Here is a 22,562-nt window from a genome sequence, read left to right on the forward strand (position 1 = left end):
GGTAAAAATCGAGTAAAAAGGTGTGATACCCAAGCAGCTTTGAGGTGCATAGTACGGCGCCAATAAGGTTAGTTTAAAAGCGATTTATACTGCGTTATTGATTTGAACAACAGAGTGACTATTACACTTGCAATCAATGCCTTGTTTAAATTACTTTTAATTCTAACTGTCACTCGCACCTAGAGGTGGCTTGGGTATACAATAGGGCAATCATGGGGCCCATAGTGTGCCCCGATTGAGTTAATTTTTTGAAAGTAGCAGGCAGATAATACTGATGAGTGAATTACTAATAGAAGAAGCAACCCTGGATGAAGCTGTTGCAGAACTTTCAACCTTACACGATTGGCTTCGTTGGACGACAAGTCAATTTGCAAGTAGCGGTATTTTCTTTGGTCATGGCACCGATAACGCATGGGATGAAGCGGTAAGTTTGTTATTACCAGCACTTAGCTTGCCAATTGATGCACCCAAAGAGCTGATGCATGCCCGTTTAACCAGCACTGAAAAAAACCGTTTAGCAGGCTTAATTGCCGAGCGCATTAACGATTTTACCCCAGTTCCATACCTGACCAACATTGCATGGTTTGCCAATATGCCATTTTATGTGGATGAACGTGTATTAATTCCTCGCTCGCCTTTTGCTGAGCTTATTAATAATCGTTTTACACCTTGGCTAGAGCAGCCAGAGTCAGTTGGGCGTATTTTAGATTTATGTACGGGCTCAGGTTGTATCGCGATTGCATTGGCACAAGCATTCGAAAATGCGCAAGTTGATGCGGTTGATATATCCTATGAAGCGCTTGAAGTGGCTGATATTAATATCACTGACTATCAACTAAGTGACCGTGTATTACCGATCCAGTCTGACGTATTCAGTGGTGTACCTGGGCAAAAATATGACTTAATCGTAGCAAACCCACCGTATGTTGATGCTGAAGATATGGCTGACTTACCACGTGAGTTCCACCACGAGCCAGAGCTTGGGTTAGCATCAGGTCACGATGGCCTTGATGTAACACGTACTATTTTAGATCAAGCTAGTGAGCATCTAACAGATAACGGTTTGTTATTTGTCGAAGTAGGTAACTCTATGGTACATATGGATGCACTGTATCCAGGCGCACCATTTGAATGGATTGAGTTTGAACAAGGCGGATTAGGGGTGTTTGTTATTAGCAAGCAACAACTAGATGCCTACTTTGCACAGTAATAATTAATACTAGCCATTCATCCCAAATGGCTGGGCAAAACAATAGCCGAGTTAATTCTCGGCTATAAGTCATTAGGAATGAGGAAAGTTAATGGCAGGTAATAGCATAGGGCAGTTATTTAAAGTGTCCACCTTTGGCGAAAGCCACGGCGTTGCATTAGGCGGCGTAGTGGACGGTACGCCCGCAGGCCTTGAGATAACAGAGGCCGACATACAACACGATTTAGACCGTCGAAAGCCTGGGCAAAGTCGCTATACCACGCAGCGCCGTGAGAGCGATCAAATTAAAATTTTAGCGGGCGTTTTTGAAGGTAAAACCACCGGTACCAGCATTGGTTTATTAATTGAAAATACCGATCAACGTTCACAAGATTATGGCAAAATTAAAGACGTATTTCGTCCAGGTCATGGTGATTATACCTACTGGCACAAATACGGCCTACGCGATTACCGTGGTGGTGGCCGCTCATCTGCGCGTGAAACCGCTATTCGGGTTGCGGCTGGCGCCATTGCTAAAAAGTATTTAAAGCAGTTTCATGGTATTGAAATACGCGCGTGCTTGAGCCAATTAGGGCCAATAAAAGCCGAAAACTACGATTGGGACGAAGTGGAAAACAACTTATTCTTCTTCCCTGATGCAAGTAAGCTTGAAGCGCTTGACGAATATATGCGGGAGCTTAAAAAGCAAGGCGACTCAGTGGGTGCCAAAGTAAAAGTAGTGGCTAAAAATGTACCTGTTGGCTTAGGTGAGCCCGTATTTGACCGCCTTGACGCCGAACTTGCACATTCCTTAATGAGTATTAACGCAGTAAAAGGCGTTGAAATTGGCGACGGCTTTGATGTAGTTGAACAAAAAGGCTCAGAGCACCGCGACGAGTTAACCCCTGATGGCTTTACCTCAAATCATGCCGGTGGCGTATTGGCAGGTATTTCAACGGGGCAAGATATAATCGCATCCATTGCGCTTAAACCAACATCAAGCATTACTATTCCCGGTAATAGTATTAATACCGAAAATGAAGCGGTTGAGATGATCACCAAAGGTCGTCACGATCCTTGTGTAGGCATTCGTGCTATTCCGATTGCTGAGGCTATGATGGCCATTACTTTAATGGATCATTTACTTCGTCAACGCGGTCAAAACCCGCATGTAAACCACGAACATGGGCCAATTAAAGGCGCTATTTAAGCGCCTTTAATTATAATAAATGCGGCTGATATTTGATGCCGCACTTACATAACTGACTATACTTAAATACGGTCAATGGCTTGTTTCGCAACCATATAGAGTTTTTTAATCATTAAACCTAACACCCAACGGATAAATTGAGTTGTGAGCTCTACTACCTCGTATGACGCTTTACCTACAAAAGCAAGCATATGGCCAATTAAACCCTTTAACTCTTCTGTAAGCTCTACAAACTTAACCACAGATTCATGTAAGCATCGCGCTAAAATATCATAAAAAGTTAACCCAACGCTAAGACCTGCTTGTGCAGAAATAAAGGCGTATTGGCCAGTTTTCTTTAAAAAGGTAATTAAGCCATCGGTAATAATTCGCTGCCATCTAAGTGAGAATGTCACGTTATAGCGCAGAGCATATTTTAAAACTGTATGATTATAGTGAAGAGTTTTTAGTGAGCTTTCCATGCTTCCATAATCTTTGTGTGCAGCTACAGTATTAACATAACCGGGTGTGTTTTCTTCCATAGAGTGTGCACCAATATTAAAAAACGATCCTTCATTCATCGCCGTTTGGTATTCGCTTGAGGTATGACTAAATGGCCAAGCTGGTACGCAGGGTACAGGATCTGCACCGTGCGTTACACGGTACTGACCAACATTGTGTGCAGCTGAATGCACCGAATGATTTAGCACTACCCTTGGCGCACCAAACGTATATAAATTGGTGGGAATACCTTGATCACTTGCCCATATTGCTGATAGTTGGGCAATCGCACCACCTAAACTATGGCCAACAAGGTGCAAACATTTAGGCTTATGCTGTTTGACATAACTTGCAAACATCGGCTTCATGCTGGTAAAGGCTTTTTCAAAGCCTGAGTGCACTTCTAAGTTTTTAGGGCCATGGGTAATTGCTACGTTTAAGTTTGTTAGCCAATCAGCGCAGGAAGTAAAAACGGTACCACGAATGCCAATAATATGGTGGCCTTCAAATTGTTGTGATGCACCTTCTGCAGTTAAAGCGAAACCTGTAGTGCGGTTTAGAAGTTGATTGATTAAGCCACCACTAACACCTTTAATTTGGTTGTTGGTGATTTTAAAATCTCTATCAAAACTTTGTCCTAATTCTTTTGAAAATGACGTAGATGTTCTTATATCATAAACTCTAGCCGCTATAGTGGCAGCTATATTTGGGGGTAATATTGCTTGGACTTTTTCCATGTCAATCTTCCTTTTATCTTTCAGTTAAATCTGTTAAGTCGTAGTTATTTATCTGGTACTCTTTACCACCTTTTAAAAGTTTATAAGGTAAAAAGTCTTCTTCCCATCGGCAAATACTTTGTGCTACATAGTTACGGTGTATATTCTTTTGATTTCTAAATTCAAATACAACGTGAGGATTAGTTATTTCACAATTTAAAAGTGATAGTTTTTTACTATACTCAGGGACTTCATCAATACCTGACTGAGTTGCAATCCAAAGGGGGATTAAGGTGTCATTATTTTCAATAAATATTTCTTGCGAAACACGGTTTTCAACTATTAGCTTATTTGGTATTGAGGAAAGGATCGTTTTTTTGGGAAAGTGAAAACGTCCATTTTGATCTGTGCTTGCAGTATCTCGGTGGACTTTTTCATCTATGTAGATTAATGATCGTATTATTTCTAAGTTGGCAATTGGTGTGCCATTCTCTGTAACAACCCCATTGACTTCAGGGCTTAAAAATACTTCTTTCTTCTTTTTGAACCAGCTAAACATATCTTCTCCTTGACTAATGGCTGGAAAAATAATCACACAAACAAGAATTAATAAGATAATGAATCGAGGGCTATAGCTAGATTTATTCATAGGCAATCCTTGCATATTTTTATTGAACTCTAATTGAGAATAAAACACATGTAAAGTGAAATGCCCTCTTTTTAACCTCTCAGAGAGCCTGTAATTTGAGTAACCAGATTTAGCAGTTGATTGATTAAACCGCCACTAACGTCTTTTATTTGTTTGTTGGTGACTTTAAAGTTTTCAATAAAATCTATTTCAAACTCTCTTTTATAACTGTTACTTTTTCTTATATTAAATACTCTTGCCGCAACGCTCGCAGCTGTGCTAGGTGCCAACTTATTATTCATAACTCAACCTCCTTCTCTGTAAAAAGCTCTGTAATCTTATTGAAATCTCCATCATGTATTTTGTACTTTATCTCTCCGTTCTCTATTATATGTGTTGGTATATAGTCATCTTCCCATCTACAAATACTGGAGGCTATCCTATTTAAATGCTCATTATTGTAATTTTTGAATTCAAACCTGACTAATTTATTTGTTATTTCGCAATTTATGAATGCTAATCTGTTGGTATATTCAGGTATTTCTTTAATTCCAGACTGATTAGCACTCCAGAGCTCAATTTTATTATCATCATTTAGGATAAATATTTCTTGGGAAATACGGTTTTCAACGATAAGTTTATTCGGAATCGAGGGAAAATTGTTTTTTTGGGAAAATGAAAGCGCCCATTTTGATCTGTGTTAGCAGTATCTCGGTGGACTTTTTCATCTATGTAGATTAATGAGCGAATGATTTCTAAGTTGGCAACCGGTGTACCATTGTCTGTAACAACACCATTGACTTCAGGGCTTAGAAATACTTCTTTTTTCTTTTTGAACCAGCTAAACATATCTCCTCCTTGACTAATGACTGGGAAAATAATCAAATATGCAATAATAAACAAAATAGTGAATTGAGGGCTGTAACTAGATTTATTTATAGGCAATCCTTGCATATTATTGGACTTTAAAGATGAGAGTACACTATTTAAAATGAATCTACAGTAAGCTTTTATATAGCCTCGAACTTTGATACTTTTAGTGTAAAGTATTGCGTTTAGTATATACAGGCTATACATCTTTATTGCCGCTCAATAATTTAAATGTGCTCAGCGCACCTAAAAATAAGAGAGCTGTTAGTATGCAAAAAAACAATCAAGCTTCCATCTCACAAACTGAATATAAAGCCACCATAAAACGACTCGAAGAGTTTAGCCGCTTTACCGATAGTAGCATTGGTATTCCGTTTACTAAATTTAAATTTGGTGTAGAGTCGCTGATTGGGCTTTTACCTGTGATAGGTGATTTAGCAGGGCTTATTTTATCTGGCTATGTACTAATTGAAGCGCAGCGCTTAGGTGTTAGCAAGCGAGTAAAAAGCCGTATTATTATAAATATGTTGATTGATTTTGTTGGCGGGCTCATTCCATTTTTTGGAGATATTTTTGATGCCATGTTTAAAGCAAATACGCGTAACACCCGCATACTTAAAAAACATTTAACAGATAAGCTAACCACAAACCTATAAACATTATTAGTTACAACGTGTGTAATTAGCCCTGTTATTAACTATTTATTTGGCATCAAAAAAGTACTTAGCGAGTATTTCTTTTTGTTGACCAAATTGATCAGACACTCCAATTCCAATCCCAATTATTTCCCCTTGTGCCTGCGGCGGCTCAGCGTGCAGCGCTTTTTGTACTAACGCTAATGCAGGATTTTTCTCATTTGCAAGTAGGGTTAAATGCGGCTGAAAATTTTGAAATACATTAGGGCTGCCATAACGTTCAAAAGCCACAAGTTTATTAGGGTAATGCTTTACCCAACTTGGCACTGGTGCTTGATGATCGCGAAGCGGCTCAAGCTTAAGGGTAATCTCATCTGCCAATCGTTGTAATTGATATGATTTTTCTAAATTTATAAATGCCCAATTACTTGGTGACACACTAAATCCATTGGCTTTTATCTCAAACGACTGATGTTCTTTTACAATGCGCTCTACCATTTGCTTAATTTCGTTTTGTGCTTCAAGTGGGTAATCCGTTAAATACAAGGTGGCATGCACGGGTAACCCTTGTTGGTAAAACGTAGTAATTTGGTGCGTAGCTAATTTATCGCTGGTGTTAGCGACTAACTCAACAATAGGCTTAGAAGGAATAGCAAATACGTTAATACTTATGCTTTTTGCATAACTGCTGGCAGAAGTAGCCAAGAGTGTTAAAAAAGTAAAAGAGATAAATAGCCACGAAAAAGAGCTGTGTTGTTTAACCATAAGAGTGAGTCAATTTAGGTTTTTGGTTGGCATATGGTAAGCGCAATTAAGTGATCAGTAAATAAGTGCGTAAAGTTTTATATTTTTGATTTTGTGACTAATATTACTTTAGCTCCATACGGATTATAAATATTGTTTTTAGCAGTATTCAACTCTCTGTATTTATTGCTCTTAAAAGTGCTTCAAGGAAAGTTCAATGATATTTAAAGCGTTAAATAAGTTAAAAAGAACAGTGCGCTTTTCTATTCGTTTAACGGTTGTGGCTGTATTTGTATTGGCAACGTCTATTACCGCCATTATAGCCACTAGTTTACAGTATTACTTCAGCGAAAAAATGGCACTAGAGTCTAACCTGCTGCATTTCAATATGACCACGCAATCTGTTGCTGATTACCTATCACGCATCAATGAAAAATCTGAAAATACTTTAAATATGATGGTTAAAAATACTTCACTAGTAGGTAATAACTTTTCAGACAAAACAGAGCTGCGTAATGTATTGAGCGAAATAATGGAATTAAACCCTTTGTTTTACGCATTTTCTATGGGCTATAGCAACGGAGACTTTTATGAAATTATCAATCTTGAGAGTGGTAAAATAGTCAGAGAGCGTTTAAATACGGTTGATAATGACCGGTGGGTTGTGATCCATATTAAAACCGAAAAAGGGCAAAGGATAGAACACAGGTACTACTTTGATGCTGATTTTAACTTAAGAAAACAAACCAATAAACCGACGTTTTTTGATCCTCGAGAGCAAACGTGGTTTAAACAAGCAAATTCAGAGCAGGTGAATAAAACTAAACCTTACTTATTCTCGCATTTACAAACTTCAGGCCAAACCTACTCGATTAAAACCAAAGGCAAAGACCATGTGTTAGCTCTTGGAGTTATGGTCGATAATATTTCTAATTATTTATTAACACAACAGCAGCAGTTAGATATGCATAACTCTGCGCAGTTATTTATATATAATCGAGAAGGAGAGATTGTTGCTTCAAATCAGAAAGATAAGGTTGATAAAAACAAAAGCTTGAAACAATTAACGCTAAGCGAGCAACAGCAAAAAGTAATTACACAATACCCGACTATTACAGTATCAAACGAAACAAATTGGGCCCCTATGGACTTTAGTGTTAGTGGTACGCCCAATGGCTACAGTATTGAATATATCAATGCGATTGCGCAGCTACTGGGTATTAAGATAAATTATGTTAATGGACTTAGTTGGCAAGAATTACTTAATTTATTTAAAAATAATCAGATAGATGTACTTCATCCTGTAGTTAATACCACAACGAATAATACCTTAGGTATGCTTAGTACACCCATGGTAAATTTGCCTTTGAGTATTGTTAACCATCAGAGCAACCCACCAATCACCCACATACAGCAACTTGCTGGTAAGTCAGTTGCAGTGGGTGAGGGCTGGTCAATTGTAAAAACATTGCAAGCGCAATTTCCAGAAATTAACTTAGTAGAGGTTCCCAATACAAAAACGTTGTTAACGCATGTAGCCAATGGTGATACCTATGCGGGAATAGACAGCAAGGCGGTATTACAATATATCCAACAACAATTTTTTATTGATGGGGTTCAGTATAATCAACTAGATGAAGAAAGTGCCGCGCTTTTTTCAAATGACTATCACTTATTATTTCATAACCAAGACGCTCAATTAAAAGCCTTGTTTGACTATGCAGCCACGCAACTGCCTATGCAATTTAAACAACAACTTAGTGATAAATGGCTTAATACTAATCCAGAGAAAAAATCAAAAGTTGTGGGCACTGTCCCCTATGAGCAATTAATTACTTTATTAGACGATGATAGTAATTTCTCTAATTTAAAGTTAGTGCATATTAATGGCAAAGAACAGTATGTATTTATTAAGCCTTTATCTGACTATTTATCGCTAGCCAGTACAGGTTACTTAGCCATTATGGTTTCTAAAGAAGATGTATTGAGTTCTACACGGAAAAAAATAAAGCTTTCTCTTATCATTACTGCTGTTTGCCTTATTTTGATATTACCTGTGTCGTGGTTTTTTGCATCCCCCATTGTTGCCCCAATTAAAACGCTGGTGGGTGAAAATAATAAAATTAAAAATCGTCAGTTTAAGCAAGTCTCAACCTTAAAAAGTCATATTAAAGAAATTAATACTTTAGCCAGCTCTATGGTCGAAATGAGCAAGTCGATACAACAACACGAAGAAAGCCAAAAAGCACTCATGGCTTCGTTTGTTGAGCTTATAGCTCAAGCAATTGATGATAAGTCTCCCTACACTGCGGGGCACTGCGAACGTGTCCCAGAGCTAGGTATTGAGCTTGCTAAAGCCGCTTCAGAATCAGAGTTACCTGCCTTTCAAACGTTTAAATTTAAAAGTGATGAGGAGATTGAAGAGTTTAGCTTAGCTGCTTGGTTACATGATTGCGGTAAAATAACTACTCCAGAGCACATTGTCGATAAAGGCACTAAGTTGGAAGTGATTTATAATCGTATTCATGAAGTAAGAACACGGTTTGAAGTCCTTTGGCGAGATGCCGAGCTTGATTACTACAAGTCATTGCAACAAACCCCAAAAAATCAGAGTGAGCTAGCTAAGCAGTTGACAGCTAAACATCAACAATTACTGGACGATTTTGCCTTTATTGCACAGTGTAATATTGGCGGCGAAAAAATCACAGCAGCCTCGCTTGAGCGTTTAACCTTGCTAAGCAATGTTACTTGGGTGCGGCACTTTGACGATAAGCTAGGGCTTTCACCTGTCGAAATGTATCGCTATGCACAAACGAGTGACACGCTGCCTGCTACTGAAAAGCTACTCAGCGATAAGCCTTGGCATTTAATTCCTCATGATAAACCGATTGAATATGACGAGCGTTTAGGAATAAAAATTGCTCCGTGTAAATATAAATATAATTTAGGGGAGCTTTATAATTTACAAACTTCTAGAGGCACCCTTACCGCAGAAGATAGGTTTAAAATTAATGAGCATATTATAAGTACCATACGTATGCTCGATACATTACCGTTTCCTAAAGAGTTGGAGCGTGTCCCGCGTTTTGCCTCTACTCACCATGAAACATTAAAAGGAACTGGCTATCCTCGTAAACTAAGTGCCGATGATTTATCGATACCTGAACGGGTGCTGGTACTTGCTGACATTTTTGAAGCATTAACAGCAGCCGACAGGCCCTATAAAAAGGCAAAAACACTCAGTGAGTCCATTGGTATATTAGCTAAAATGGTGGCCGATCATCATGTTGATAAAGCCGTATTTGAATTATTTTTAAGTTCAGGTATTTATCTTGATTATGCTAAGCGCTATCTCAATGCTGAACAAATAGATGAAGTAGATATTTCTAAATATATAACCTAGCAGTGATCGGTGATGGTCAAAGCGATAAAATTAAATCGCTTGTTTTTTACTTTGTAGATAAAAGTACGTACAATTCGCTTCGTTTTTAGTGTGCTTTATACTAATTTCATCTGTCTTTAAAGCATCGGGTTCAAACGAGTATACGAAGTATTTATGCACCAAGTAGCTGATCTAATTTCTATTTTCGAACACACTTTTTACCAAAGCTATAACACGCGTTTGGTAAAAGGTGAGCATGAGCCTATTTACATTCCCGCAAATGATACAACCCCGCATCATCAAATTGTGTTTGCCCATGGTTTTTATGCCAGCGCATTGCATGAAATAGCCCATTGGTTAGTGGCAGGTTCTCAGCGCCGCTTAGTTGAAGATTATGGTTATTGGTATTGCCCTGATGGGCGCGATGCTTCACAGCAAGCGGAGTTTGAATCAGTAGAGGTAAAACCTCAAGCAATAGAGTGGGCATTGAGTGTGGCTGCCGGGTTTGATTTTAACGTATCGGTAGATAATTTAAATGGTGAGCAAACATGTCGATTTGCGTTTCAGTCTCGCGTTCATGCAAAGTTATTAGAGTTATTGCAAAACGGGTTTAACCCAAGAACAACCTTACTATTAAAAGCACTGTGTAAATTTTATAACACCACGTGGCCATTACATGCTGCGCAGTTTTCATGGCATTCTCCCGAGGAGTTAAAAGATGCAGTTTAAGTTAGGATTGATTGTAAATCCGGTCGCAGGGCTCGGTGGTAGTGTTGCGCTTAAGGGCAGTGACGGTGAAGACACCGCTGCTAAAGCCATTGCATTAGGTGCAGAGCCTAAGTCAAATAGCCGCACTAAAGCTGCACTTGAAGTGCTTGTACCTCATCAATCAAACATTACTATTTATACTGTTAATGATGAAATGGGGGAGCAAACAGCAAAAGCGTTGGGCTTTAATACGCAAGTGGTTTATCAAAGTAACTCACCCACAACCAGTGACGATACCGAAGCTGCAGCTCGTTTATTACAGCAACAAGGTGTAGATTTAATCTTATTTGCTGGTGGCGACGGAACGGCGCGCAACATTTGCCATGCTGTAGAAGACTCGGTACCCGTGTTGGGTATTCCTGCTGGGTGTAAAATTCATTCCGGCGTGTATGCCATAACGCCAAAAGCGGCTGGGCGCGTAGTTGAAATGCTGGTTAAAGGTGAACTGGTAACATTAAGCGATGCAGATGTAATGGACATTGATGAAGTGGCTTTTCGCCAAGGAACAGTAAAAGCAAGACGTTATGGTGAAATGCAAGTACCCAGTGAAGTGCGCTATGTGCAAGCGGTAAAAAATGGCGGTAAAGAAACTGACGAGCTAGTGCTAGCAGATATTGCTGCTTATGTCGTTAGTGAAATGGATGCCGATACCCTCTATGTCATGGGTAGTGGCTCTACCGTTGGCGCAGTGATGGAAGAGATGGGGCTTGAAAACACCTTACTCGGTGTTGATTTAGTTGAAGATCAAGCCTTAGTAGGCCAAGACCTAACAGCCCAGCAACTTCTTGAACTTACCAAAGAACGTGAAACAAAGTTAGTGATCACCCTAATTGGCGGCCAAGGGCATATTTTTGGTCGAGGCAATCAACAACTCAGCCCTGCGTTAATTAAAGCGATAGGCCGCGATAATATTATTGTGGTGGCTACTAAAACAAAATTACAGGCTTTAAATGGCCGACCGCTGATTTGTGATACCGGTGATAGCAAATTAGATGATGAATTAAGCGGTTATATACGTGTAACCAGTGGGTTTAACGACCATATTATGTATGCAGTAGGTCATCAAGATGGGCTGCACCCAGAGGAGAAGTAACACATGAGTTTAGTAAATTACATAGATGCTGCGCAGCAATATTTTGATGATTTAGTGATAAAAGCAACCGATGACGAGTTATTTGCCGGCGGTTATTTACGCGGCCACTTTGATTTAGCCGTAGGTTATGCACAAGTTGAAGAATTAAATCTAGAAATTGCAGAACTAAACGACACGGTTGAAAAAAGCTTAGTAAAAGCTTATCGCAATGGCGAACTTAATGAAGATGATAAAGCACTCGTAGTAAGAATATGGGATGAAGTAAAAGCACTCGCATAAGCTTTTTTTATTCATTAAAAATAGCGCGGCTACTGAGCCGCGTTTTTTTGTGCCTAAAAAAGAACTTGTTTATTCAGTTAAAATTTACCTCATTCCTTAGATACGCTAAAGTAGCACAGTCTAAATTCTAGGGAACAAGTGAAATGAATAACAATAATGATGCGACAATGCCAACTGGCATAGTTGCGCGATTTTTAAATTTTGTTGAGCGGGTAGGTAATAAGCTTCCTGATCCAGCAATTATCTTTTTGTTTGCCATGTTATTAATCTGGTTTTTGTCTTGGTGGTTTTCAAGCGTAACATTTGATGCAATAGACCCTCGTACTGGCGAAGCCATTATTATTAATAACATGCTTGCCAGCGATTCGTTGGCCACTTTTTTATCTTCTATGGTAAAAACATTCACCGGTTTTGCGCCACTGGGTGTCGTACTGGTTGCTATGCTAGGTGTAGGCGTTGCAGAGCATTCGGGCTTTATTAATACCGGCCTTAAATTAATGCTCAAAGTAACGCCTAGAAAATTACTAACACCCTCAATTATTTTGGTAGCTATTGTGAGCCATACGGCTACCGATGCAGGGTATGTGCTGGTTATTCCACTTGCTGGGGTAATATTTTTTGCAGCAGGTCGTCATCCGCTTGCCGGTATTGCAGCGGCATTTGCCGGGGTAAGTGGTGGCTTTGGGGCTAACTTTATCCCATCTGGGATTGACCCATTACTGCAAAGTTTTACGCAAAGTGCAGCACAAATTATTAATCCAACAATGAGCATTAACCCGCTTAATAACTGGGGCTTTGCTTCAGCATCAAGTTTATTTATTGTGATGCTAGGTTGGTATATCACCGATAAAATTATTGAACCACGTTTAAAAAATTCACCAGTTGATGGCGAAACTCAAGACCTACCAGCATTTGAAGATGCCCGTAGTGACGAAAAGCGCGCCTTTCTTATTGCCAGTTCCGTAATGATTGCAGGTATTGCGTTATTAGCGTATGTATCTGCACCCGCTGATTCAGCGATGCGCAGCAGCGATGGCTCTTTAACAAACTTTAGTTCACCATTAATGCAGTCAATAGTGCCGCTAATCTTCTTACTGTTTTGGATCCCAGGCGCAGTATATGGTTTTACCGTAGGCACCTTTAAAAGCTCTAAAGACATGATAGATGCGATGAGCAAAGCCATGAATGGTATGGCGTATTACATTGTTATGGCATTCTTTTGTTCATTATTTATTGCTGCATTTAGTAAATCAAACCTAGGTGCTTTACTGGCAATTGAAGGGGCTCAAGTATTAAAAGCAATGGAGTTACCGAGCTCTGTAACGGTAGTAGGGATTATTTTCCTAACTGGTTTTGTAAACTTGTTTGTTGGTTCAAGCTCGGCTAAGTGGGCACTATTAGGTCCGGTATTTGTACCTATGCTAATGCAGCTCGGTATTTCGCCAGACTTAACGCAAGCAGCGTACCGTGTGGGAGATTCTAGCTCTAATATTATCACCCCGCTAATGCCATACTTCCCGCTGGTGGTGGTGTACTGCCAAAAATACGTTAAAGGCACAGGCATAGGTACGCTTATCGCGATGATGCTACCGTATTCAATCGCCTTTATGATCGGTTGGAGTATCTTCTTGCTAGGCTACTGGGCACTCGGTATCCCATTAGGACTTGATGCCAGCTACGTGTACCCAGCAGTAGCGCCTTAACAAATATAATCGCTATAAAAAAGTAGAAGCCCCACCATGAACTGGTGGGGCTTTTTTGTGTTAAATGCATTATTCATAAAGAGGTTTGAGGTATCAAAGGCTAGTGGGGGCGGGTCACGAGGTTCGAGCTGTGGGGAACGGGCTAAGTGAATTATTTACAAAGAGGTGTAGGTACACTGCACTTTAAAGCTCATAAAAGTTGGCTGCGAGTTAGCGAGTTATGAAATTTAAGCTGACCTGATACCTGAATTCTAGACACAAAAAAACCTTGGCACTTTCGTGGCAAGGTTTTTTTACTAAAGAGTCGTTGCTTACTTAGCGGTAAAGCTAACTGGGCGACGTTCTTTACGAGGGCCGCTACGCTTATCAGGGCGTTGGCCATCTTTATTAAAGCTACGCTTCTTGTCACCAGCAGGGCGTTCAGAACGCTCGCCGCGTGGCTCAGAAGGGCCTTGATCTTGTGTTAATGTCATACCCATTGGGCGTTTACAAATAAACACTTTTTGGAAGTGATCAAGTACATCTTTAGGCATGTTTTGCGGTAATTGTACCGTACTGTGACTGTCGTGAAGACGAATGTCACCAATAAACTTGCTTGAAATGTCTGCTTCGTTAGCAATTGCGCCAACAATGTTCTTAACCTGAACACCATGCTCACGACCTACTTCGATACGGTACGTATCCATAGGACCTGCATCACGGCTATTACGCTCGCGAGGTTTACGCTCAGCGCGCTCACCGCCACGTTCGTTACGACGACTACGGTCACCACGATCATTACGGTCGTTGCGAGGGTTGCGTTCGTTACGCTCACGCGGTTGAATCTTAACTTCTTCAACTTTAATTGGTGATTGTTGCTGTGCTAAACACAGTAATGCACCCGCTAAGTCTTCAGGAGCAAGCTCAAGTTTTTGTGCCATGTTGGCAGCCACTTCGTTGAAGAAAGTAATATCTTTGTTTTCAAGTGCAAGCGTAAGCTTTTCTTGAAGCGCATTGATACGTTTCTCTTCAACAACTTTAGCTGTTGGTAATTCAACTTGTGCGATTTCAGATTTAGTATGACGAATGATATTTTTAAGTAAATAACGCTCGTTATGCTTAACGAAAAGAATCGCTTTACCAGTACGACCAGCACGACCTGTACGGCCGATACGGTGAACGTAGGCTTCAGAATCTTGTGGAATGTCGTAGTTGATAACTAAGCTTAAACGGTCTACATCAAGACCACGTGCCGCTACGTCTGTTGCAATAACAACGTTTAGCATGCCGCTTTTTAAACGATCAACTGTGCGCTCACGCGCTTGCTGGTTCATGTCACCGTTAAGTGGAGCAGCAGAGAAACCTTCGCGCTCTAATAACTCAGCTAGTTGAACTGTATCGTTACGTGTACGTACGAAAACAATAGCACCTTCATATTGTTCTGCTTCTAAGAAACGAACAATGGCTTTGTTTTTATGTACGTGTGCATTCCAAAACACTTGCTCTACTGACGATACAGTTGAGTTGCGTGCAGAAATATGAACCTGTTCAGGATTGTTCATATATTTGCTGCTGATGTTTTGAATTTGCTTAGGCATAGTCGCAGAGAAAAGACATGTTTGCTTTTCACGCGGCGTTTTTTCCATGATGTTTTCAACATCATCGATAAAGCCCATACGTAGCATTTCATCGGCTTCATCAAGTACAAGTGCTTGTAAAGCATCAAACTTGATAGTGCCACGGTTTATGTGATCGATTAAACGACCCGGTGTAGCAACAATAATCTGTGCGCCACGACGAAGTGCGCTCAACTGGATGCTGTAGCTCTGGCCACCATATAGTGCCAGTACTTCAACACCACGAGTGTGTTTTGCATATTGTTCAAATGCCTCAGCTACTTGGATCGCAAGCTCACGGGTTGGTGTGAGTACAAGGATCTGTGGCTGTTTCACAGACGGGTCAATATTATTTAGTAATGGCAGTGCAAATGCTGCTGTTTTACCTGTACCCGTTTGTGCTAGTCCCAGTACGTCCTTTCTTTCTAGCAATAACGGTATACATTGAGCTTGGATTTCAGATGGTGTCTTGTAACCCAACTCTTCAACTGCCTTTAAAATTGCAGGAGAAAGATTTAGAGATTCAAACGTGACTGGTTCTGACATTAATACGCCTCAACGAATTTAAAGAGGCGCGCATTGTATAGGAAATACGAGGCAAATGCTTGTATAAATTACAACTAATTTATATGTGGTTGATGTTGGTCGAAATTTAACCAGCTCAAGTTGTGCGTTAATTAAGCTGGTTAACAATATACCTACAAATTTACTGGTAAAGGCCTAGGTTTTCTTTGGCATAGGCTTCAAATTCAGTAAAACCACCAATGTGTGTTTGGTCTACAAAAATTTGTGGCACAGTCGGGCATGGTTTGCCTGCAGATTTCTCTAAATCTTCTTTACTGATACCTTCTTTGATGATGTCGATGTAGCGGTATTTAAAATCATCGCGGTCATTAGCAAGTTGCTCTGCAACATCTTTAGCGCGAACACAAAAAGGGCAGCCTTCACGGCCAAAAATTACTGTTAACATAACGCTCTCCTCAAATTAATTGATCCTAGTGTAACTAATTTCATTATTTATTACAGTGCAAAAAAACGATTATTGTGTTCGCTTTTTTTAGGGCCTGTAAAAAAAAAATAAAAAATATTTTATAAAAAATCTTGAAATAAAATTGTCCGCCCATAAATAGTTATTTGAGGACGCCTGATGGGTCTTCATTTAAACAGAACTATTTGAAAGTTATATTATTAATTAAATTTTGCCGTTACTTGTTCAAACGAAAAGTGGCAGCAATATATCGCTTAAATATGAGGATATTATTATGCGTACAGTAGATTTATCACCCCTATACCGTTCATTCATTGGTTTCGATCACTTAGCATCATTAATGGATGCCGCTGCACGAACTGACAAGCAGCCAAGTTTTCCTCCATACAACATCGAAGCACTTGATAAAGACAAATACCGTATCACTATGGCAGTTGCTGGATTTAGTGAAGACGAGTTAAGCCTGCAATCTGAAAACAACACGTTAGTTGTATCAGGCACTAAAGCAGGTAAAGATCAAAACGATGAACGTAAATTCATTCATCAAGGCATTGCCGAGCGCAACTTTGAGCGTAAGTTCCAGTTAGGTGACCACGTTAAAGTACTTGGCGCAGACCTAGCTAACGGCTTACTAAGCATCGACCTTGAACGTGAGATCCCAGAAGCGCTGAAGCCACGTAAAATTGAAATTGGCTCAGGCAATATGCTAGAAAGTAAATAGCTTAGATAGCACACGTATTTTCCCTGTGAAAAGCCGCCATTTGGCGGCTTTTTGCGTTGTTAGTCTTTTAAATCTATTTGCATTTGTTTTAAAGCGTTAATTTTATCTATTGCAACTTGTAGTTGTTCTTGTGAAAGCTTTTTTTGTCGGCCTTTAGCAAGTAAGTCTTCAAGTTTTAATATTTTGGCTTTTGCAGCAACAACAAAACGTTGTTCTAGCTGTCTTTGCTGTTCAAGGTGGAAATCTTGATATGCCTGGTGATTATTTAGATCACCATTGTACTGAGCCACTGGCTGAGTATTTTTTACTATGTTGGGTAAATAGGCCACAGAGGTTATTGTTGGTAAGGGCTGAGAGCTAGTATTACTAGTTGCAACCGTTTTCAATTGCGTGCTTTCCAACTCTTGAGTCATGTCAGCAGCAGTAAGTTCAAGGGACGTTATTTGCTTGACACTTTTAGCTTGGTTAAGGCCATCAATATTCTCTATTGTTGGTTTGCTAGTATAGTGAGTAAAAAGTGTGTAAATACCAACACAAGCTAAAGCAATGACAGAAACGAAAATTTTTTTACTCATAAAATTACTCCCGTCTTATTTTGCCACTTGAGCCAGTTATTTTCATACTGTTGTGCCGCTTTTTGTTTTGCGATGGCCTTTGTTGCTTGGTATCGAACGGTTTCGTCTTCTGGCGAAAAGTACTCAAACTGATGCTCATAACTGTGTATCACCACCCATTCACCACTGGGTGTACGTATAATAGCAGAAATGGTGTTTTCTTTAATTGTGAACGCAAGTTGTACAACCCAACTACTTTTGTTTTTGCGGTTTAGTTCATTATTGTATTGAGCATATATATCTTGTTTTCCTGATATTACTAATGCTTGTTCAAGTGATTTGTTATCCGCCAACGTGCGAAAGTCTACAGCATTGGCTCGACTAGCAAATTGAGCTCCGTGGGCCTTTACCTGACTTAAAAATTTAAACTGCGATTTATTTGCTTGATAAAACGCTTTAATTTCGCTTTTGTTTACTTGTTTCTCTAGCTTTTCAAGAACAGGGCTCTGCATGTGCATCATTGTATTTATGCCTAGCCAGCTTTGAATGGAGGGGCGCAAAATATCTCCTTTAGCTATTTCATACAGATGTTCAATATCAATATTCTGTTTTGCCAAAATCGGTTTGGCTTTTGAAAACGCTATATTGAATTGCCGTTTTTTTATTAATTCACTTTTGAATAGCTCACTATCTCCTCTATGGAGTTTAAAACGTACCTGCATTGATAGTGCATCGATAAATTCATATAAATTAATAGAGTTATACAAAATAGGGGTTAAATCGATCTGCTGCATTTTTTTAATCAAACTTTGCACATATTGGCCATTTTTAGGGTAGGGCCCTAATGTGTGTTTAAGCCATTGACTATCATAAGTGTCAAGCTTTACCTGACTTGACTGTACCTTTATAGCTAACTGCGAATCGAACAGATTTTTTAAGTAACGTTCAACATGGTATTGAGTACTAAAACCAACGGCAGATTGTCGTTTTATTATCGCAGGTGTTTTTAGGGTTGCTTGTTGTAATAAAAACTGATTCTCATACAGACGAGTTCTAACTTCATTGATTGTAATTTCAGGTTTGTGCTTTAAATAAGCACGATGCATAAAATTAACTTCATCACTACTGTATTGTGTAAATGAGGCCATTACTAGGGAGTGGTAAAAAGCCCCAAGTAATGTAATCACTAAAATAGCCATTTTTTTCATTAGCGAGCAACCATGGCGTGGTTTAATAAGTGCACCACCATTGCTATTGCATGGGGCACTACTTGCTTAGCTATATTAAGGCGATCAAAATGATCTTCTGAGTTGAGTACAATCCCACCTTGTGCATAAGAAAATGAACCGCCTTGAGTTAATAATGGGCGAACATCTTGGCTATTTTTATCTAAAGGCGAGAACGTTTGCATTGCTTGAGTAACGAGTGATAAATCGTTGAGCTGCTCTTGATCATAGTAATCTTTTACCCAACTTTCCCAGCTAGAGTGGTTAAGGTCTGATGTGGTCCATGTGTGGTGAGGTTGTAATAAATCAGTAGTATGAAATACAAACCCTAATACTTGAGGATTTCCGCTTTGTAAGTAACTTTGATACCAATATTGGCCTAAATTATCGATAGGTTGAAATGGCATTTCTTCAAAGTCATCGTACATAGAATAGGTTGAGTTGCTATCGATTCTGTAGTGAGATTCTGTTACACCATAACTGTTATATTTTGAAGAGTCGGCATTGAACCAACCTGTTTCCCCCCCTTTACCATCATCAAGATAGTCACCTTTAAGCCAAGCAGATGCAAGATTATCAATAGTGCCCCAAACGGTGAGCTTCTCATAATTATAACCACCAAAATCGTTTCCATGTTGGTCTGCACCTTGGGTATGATTTTGAAAATGCCAATAGCTTGTATATTTAACTATACTTTGCGCTGCTCCCCATACTGGCGCTTGAACACAGGAACCTGTAATAGCACCACAGAAAAAGGTGTCTTCAAAGTCATCTACGTCATAAGCAGCTTGTCCCAGCAGCTCGGCTAATTCAGAGATTGTCAGATTGTTTTGTGCAGCGTACTGACGTAGGGCAGCATATTCGGTGCTGGCTGGGTGTTGCTGCATATAATTTACGGCATCAAGAACAATACGTTTGTGAGTTTCTTGACTAAAAGCTTGAGCTTGGCTTGTACCGAGTAATAAAAGTGTCGCTGCAATTAATTGTTTTTTCATTTTATTCTCATCATAGTTTGGAGTAAGAGGTGCTATTAAAAAATAAGCTCATTACACTGACATGACAAATAAATTAAACATTTAATTAACAATATTCCCTGATTTTGGTACTTTAATATTAACTATCAAGGATACTGCCGCCAATTGACGGCATTTATATTTATAGCTTTTCAATATTATTTAAATAGTTGTTAGCTTGCTCTAAGGTTTCTTGGCGCAATGATTCATCTTGTTTATCCCAATTACGATAAACCATGCCTATTCGCGGGTTTTTCTCAAGTCGTTCTCGGTGTTTTTGCATAAACTGCCAGTAGAGGCTGTTTAGCGGACACGCGTCTTTACCCACTTTTTCTTTTACTTTGTATTGGCAGCTTTTACAGTAGTCGCTCATTTTATTTATATAGTTGCCGCTAGCCGCATAAGGCTTAGTGGCTATGATGCCATCGTCAGCAAACTGGCTCATCCCTCGGGCGTTAGGCATTTCTACCCATTCAATAGCATCGATATAAACACCTAAATACCATTCATCCACTTCATCGGGACTGATGGCGGTTAATAAACAAAAATTGCCTATTACCATTAAGCGCTGAATATGATGGGCATACGCGCTGTCTAAGCTTTGTGTTAATGAGTGGCTTAAGCAATTCATTTTTGTTTTACCATTCCAAAAATAACTCGGCAGTACACGAGTTGCATTAAGCTGGTTTTTGTTGGCGTAATCGGGCATGTTTTTCCAATACACGCCACGCACATATTCGCGCCAACCCAGAACTTGGCGAATAAAGCCTTCAACCTGAGAAATAGATATTTCATCTTGACGTTGGTGGAACTCTTTAACCACGCGGTCGATAACATAGCGAGGGTGTAAAATTTTGGCATTTAACGCAAACGATAACCGGCTGTGATAAAAGGTATCTTTATCAGGACATTGATCTGTCATCGCATCTTGAAACTGACCAAATCGAGGTAGTAAATGCGCACAAAAATGATCAAGCGCACTTATTGCTTGCTTACGGGTTGTTGGCCAGCTTAACTGAGTTTCTATTTGTCCAAAATATTCTACGTTATGCGAATCTAAGCGCTCAATAATGGCACTCACGTCATTTTTAAATAATTTAGGCCCAGGAATATCGGCTAAATCACTTTTTGAAAACTTATTACGGTTATTTGCATCGAAGTTCCATTGCCCACCGGCAGGTTTGTCATCTTCCATTAAAATATCAAACTGCTTACGCATTGCCCGATAAAAATGCTCCATGGTGACGTGTTTATCTTTTTTAAAGCGTTTATCTATGTCGTTAAATGCTAATAAAAAATGCTCGCTGTCACAGGCATTCACCGTTAACTCGCTATTAGTCGCGAATTCGTGAAGTTGTGTTTTTAAACGGTACTCATCTGGGTATTGATATTCAATAGAGGTACATTCATGCTGCTTGGCTAAACGCGTTAAAAGAGCGGGTAAGTCATCATCGTCTTTGGTGTCATCTAGCGTGAGATGTAAAACATTGAAGCCAGCATCTTTTAATGCATTAGCGAAGTTTTCCATGGCTTTAAAAAAGGCTGATATTTTTTGCACATGGTGTTTTACATAGTGTGCTTCTTGCATGAGCTCGGCAATAACAAACACCGTGTCATCGGATTTATCTTTAAACCAAGAATGAGCGGGGTTTAGCTGGTCACCTAAAACTAGTTTTAAGGTTTTAAATTTTTTCATAATGAGCCAAAATTACTTTTATACGCTGTATTTGAAAAAGCGATCGATTTCTACATGTCGTTTTAATCATAGAGCAAAGCAATAAACAGCATTGCTTTTTTTATCAACTTATTACTTATTGTGGTTGCTAATTTAGGTGTACATCTTTATAATAGCGGCCATTGTTTAGTAGGTTATAAAATTTACTAACAGCGATATTAAGTTATTAGCTTTTTATCTATTGGCGCGGGATGGAGCAGTCTGGTAGCTCGTCGGGCTCATAACCCGAAGGTCGTTGGTTCAAATCCGGCTCCCGCAACCAATCTTAATAGTAGGTTTAAACTTACTACTTTATATCGCGCATTCTAAGTAATGCGCGTTTTGCGTTTAAGCTAATGAAGTTTAATTTGGTCAGGGTACTGACTCGCAACCAAGCTTGGCCCTAGGCCACACAGTTTTGCGTTTTTTGGTGTGACGCCCCGCTTGGTTCGGGGCGTTGTTGTATCTGCACCGTTTGATTTAATGTTTATCGATTAAATCAAAATTTAAACTCAGTATTTTAGGGCTATAAGCCCTTTTTTTGTTTGTATGGAGGATTTTCGTGACAAAACTTGAACAAGATTTAGTAACCATGTTAACGCCTGCGGTAGAAATGCTAGGCTTTGAATTACATGGTCTTGAGTTTGTACAAGCGGGTCGCCATTCTACCTTAAGAGTATACATTGCTCACGAGGATGGAATTTCAGTTGACAACTGCGCAGATGCAAGTCGTCAAATTAGTGCGATTTTAGACGTCGAAGACCCGATTACAAACGAATATGATTTGGAAGTGTCGTCTCCTGGTGTTGATCGTCCATTATTCAAACAAGATCACTACGAGCAGGCGCAAGGAGAGGAAGTACGCGTGCGTACTAAGCTTCCACAAGACGGTCGTCGTAATTTTAAAGGCGACTTAATAGCAGTTAGCAGCGATATGATCACATTATCTAGCGATGGTGCAGAGCATTTAATCATGCTTAGTAACATTGAACGTGCGAACATAATCGCAAAGTTTTAATTCGAGTGCGAAGGAATAGGGCAAGCGAGGCATTAC

22 protein-coding genes and 1 tRNA gene are annotated in these 22,562 nt (G+C 39.5%); 11 read left to right on the forward strand and 12 right to left on the reverse strand.

Annotated features, from left to right (window positions below):
• Positions 1 to 274: 274 nt before the first annotated feature.
• The gene (prmB, locus tag AN392_RS02520) at positions 275 to 1,210 is read left to right on the forward strand and encodes a 50S ribosomal protein L3 N(5)-glutamine methyltransferase (protein ID WP_008466678.1); all 936 of its coding nucleotides are present in this window, start codon (positions 275 to 277) and stop codon (positions 1,208 to 1,210) included.
• Between the two features lie 91 nt (positions 1,211 to 1,301).
• Entirely contained in the window at positions 1,302 to 2,399 is a 1,098-nt protein-coding gene (gene aroC / locus AN392_RS02525) for a chorismate synthase (protein ID WP_055011734.1), read from the forward strand.
• Between the two features lie 62 nt (positions 2,400 to 2,461).
• On the opposite strand, the gene AN392_RS02530 is transcribed toward aroC, so the two are convergent.
• From AN392_RS02530 to AN392_RS18695, 5 genes are all read right to left on the reverse strand, one after another.
• On the reverse strand, positions 2,462 to 3,616 hold the full coding sequence (locus AN392_RS02530) for a lipase family protein (RefSeq protein WP_055011735.1): 1,155 nt from the start codon (positions 3,614 to 3,616) through the stop codon (positions 2,462 to 2,464).
• 13 nt (positions 3,617 to 3,629) lie between these two features.
• Entirely contained in the window at positions 3,630 to 4,244 is a 615-nt protein-coding gene (locus tag AN392_RS02535; RefSeq protein ID WP_055011736.1) for a DUF6795 domain-containing protein, read from the reverse strand.
• Between the two features lie 71 nt (positions 4,245 to 4,315).
• The gene (locus tag AN392_RS02540) at positions 4,316 to 4,525 is read right to left on the reverse strand and encodes a hypothetical protein (RefSeq protein WP_055011737.1); all 210 of its coding nucleotides are present in this window, start codon (positions 4,523 to 4,525) and stop codon (positions 4,316 to 4,318) included.
• The gene (locus AN392_RS18795) at positions 4,522 to 4,872 is read right to left on the reverse strand and encodes a DUF6795 domain-containing protein (protein WP_308200103.1); all 351 of its coding nucleotides are present in this window, start codon (positions 4,870 to 4,872) and stop codon (positions 4,522 to 4,524) included. The genes AN392_RS02540 and AN392_RS18795 overlap by 4 nt, the downstream gene beginning before the upstream one ends.
• Entirely contained in the window at positions 4,818 to 5,072 is a 255-nt protein-coding gene (locus tag AN392_RS18695; protein ID WP_235575562.1) for a carboxypeptidase-like regulatory domain-containing protein, read from the reverse strand. Before AN392_RS18695 ends, AN392_RS18795 begins: the two co-directional genes overlap by 55 nt.
• Positions 5,073 to 5,362: 290 nt before the next feature.
• On the opposite strand from AN392_RS18695, the gene AN392_RS02550 reads away from it, so the two are divergent.
• Entirely contained in the window at positions 5,363 to 5,749 is a 387-nt protein-coding gene (locus tag AN392_RS02550) for a DUF4112 domain-containing protein (RefSeq protein ID WP_055011738.1), read from the forward strand.
• A 45-nt stretch (positions 5,750 to 5,794) separates the two neighbouring features.
• Here the strand turns inward: AN392_RS02550 and AN392_RS02555 are convergent, their stop codons facing one another.
• Positions 5,795 to 6,493 carry a 2'-5' RNA ligase family protein gene (locus tag AN392_RS02555; protein ID WP_055011739.1) on the reverse strand — a complete coding sequence of 233 codons (699 nt, stop codon included), beginning with the start codon at positions 6,491 to 6,493 and terminating at the stop codon, positions 5,795 to 5,797.
• Between the two features lie 196 nt (positions 6,494 to 6,689).
• Here AN392_RS02555 and AN392_RS02560 point away from each other — a divergent pair, with 196 nt between their 5' ends.
• From AN392_RS02560 to AN392_RS02580, 5 genes are all read left to right on the forward strand, one after another.
• On the forward strand, positions 6,690 to 9,875 hold the full coding sequence (locus tag AN392_RS02560) for an HD domain-containing phosphohydrolase (RefSeq protein WP_055011740.1): 3,186 nt from the start codon (positions 6,690 to 6,692) through the stop codon (positions 9,873 to 9,875).
• Positions 9,876 to 10,028: 153 nt separating this feature from the next.
• A complete protein-coding gene (locus AN392_RS02565) occupies positions 10,029 to 10,583 on the forward strand; it encodes an elongation factor P hydroxylase (RefSeq protein ID WP_055011741.1) in 555 nt (184 codons plus the stop codon).
• Positions 10,573 to 11,715 (forward strand): ATP-NAD kinase family protein, encoded by a 1,143-nt coding sequence (locus AN392_RS02570; protein ID WP_055011742.1) that lies wholly within the window; start codon positions 10,573 to 10,575, stop codon positions 11,713 to 11,715. Before AN392_RS02565 ends, AN392_RS02570 begins: the two co-directional genes overlap by 11 nt.
• Before the next feature lie 3 nt (positions 11,716 to 11,718).
• The gene (locus tag AN392_RS02575; protein WP_010391380.1) at positions 11,719 to 11,994 is read left to right on the forward strand and encodes a YfcL family protein; all 276 of its coding nucleotides are present in this window, start codon (positions 11,719 to 11,721) and stop codon (positions 11,992 to 11,994) included.
• Between the two features lie 143 nt (positions 11,995 to 12,137).
• A complete protein-coding gene (locus tag AN392_RS02580; RefSeq protein WP_010391381.1) occupies positions 12,138 to 13,697 on the forward strand; it encodes an AbgT family transporter in 1,560 nt (519 codons plus the stop codon).
• Positions 13,698 to 14,008: 311 nt separating this feature from the next.
• Here the strand turns inward: AN392_RS02580 and AN392_RS02585 are convergent, their stop codons facing one another.
• Positions 14,009 to 15,838 carry a DEAD/DEAH box helicase gene (locus tag AN392_RS02585; RefSeq protein ID WP_055011743.1) on the reverse strand — a complete coding sequence of 610 codons (1,830 nt, stop codon included), beginning with the start codon at positions 15,836 to 15,838 and terminating at the stop codon, positions 14,009 to 14,011.
• A 160-nt stretch (positions 15,839 to 15,998) separates the two neighbouring features.
• Positions 15,999 to 16,262: a GrxA family glutaredoxin gene (locus tag AN392_RS02590; RefSeq protein ID WP_008114535.1), complete on the reverse strand. Its 264-nt coding sequence runs from the start codon at positions 16,260 to 16,262 to the stop codon at positions 15,999 to 16,001.
• Positions 16,263 to 16,554: 292 nt separating this feature from the next.
• Here AN392_RS02590 and AN392_RS02595 point away from each other — a divergent pair, with 292 nt between their 5' ends.
• The gene (locus AN392_RS02595; protein ID WP_010391385.1) at positions 16,555 to 17,001 is read left to right on the forward strand and encodes an Hsp20 family protein; all 447 of its coding nucleotides are present in this window, start codon (positions 16,555 to 16,557) and stop codon (positions 16,999 to 17,001) included.
• 59 nt (positions 17,002 to 17,060) lie between these two features.
• Here the strand turns inward: AN392_RS02595 and AN392_RS02600 are convergent, their stop codons facing one another.
• The 4 genes from AN392_RS02600 to AN392_RS02615 all read right to left on the reverse strand — a co-directional run bounded on the left by AN392_RS02600 (position 17,061) and on the right by AN392_RS02615 (position 21,490).
• A complete protein-coding gene (locus AN392_RS02600; protein WP_055011744.1) occupies positions 17,061 to 17,576 on the reverse strand; it encodes a hypothetical protein in 516 nt (171 codons plus the stop codon).
• Entirely contained in the window at positions 17,573 to 18,763 is a 1,191-nt protein-coding gene (locus AN392_RS02605) for a peptidyl-prolyl cis-trans isomerase (RefSeq protein WP_055011745.1), read from the reverse strand. The genes AN392_RS02600 and AN392_RS02605 overlap by 4 nt, the downstream gene beginning before the upstream one ends.
• Entirely contained in the window at positions 18,763 to 19,776 is a 1,014-nt protein-coding gene (locus tag AN392_RS02610) for a phospholipase (protein WP_010391390.1), read from the reverse strand. The genes AN392_RS02605 and AN392_RS02610 overlap by 1 nt, the downstream gene beginning before the upstream one ends.
• Before the next feature lie 160 nt (positions 19,777 to 19,936).
• Complete coding sequence (locus AN392_RS02615; protein ID WP_055011746.1) at positions 19,937 to 21,490, reverse strand: cryptochrome/photolyase family protein; 1,554 nt, start codon at positions 21,488 to 21,490, stop codon at positions 19,937 to 19,939.
• A gap of 224 nt (positions 21,491 to 21,714) precedes the next feature.
• Here AN392_RS02615 and AN392_RS02620 point away from each other — a divergent pair.
• A tRNA-Met gene (locus tag AN392_RS02620) sits at positions 21,715 to 21,791 on the forward strand.
• Positions 21,792 to 22,070: 279 nt separating this feature from the next.
• The gene (gene rimP / locus AN392_RS02625) at positions 22,071 to 22,526 is read left to right on the forward strand and encodes a ribosome maturation factor RimP (RefSeq protein WP_008114543.1); all 456 of its coding nucleotides are present in this window, start codon (positions 22,071 to 22,073) and stop codon (positions 22,524 to 22,526) included.
• Positions 22,527 to 22,562: the final 36 nt, after the last annotated feature.

The organism is Pseudoalteromonas sp. P1-16-1b (assembly GCF_001401785.1).
In the GTDB taxonomy this organism is placed as follows: domain Bacteria; phylum Pseudomonadota; class Gammaproteobacteria; order Enterobacterales; family Alteromonadaceae; genus Pseudoalteromonas; species Pseudoalteromonas undina.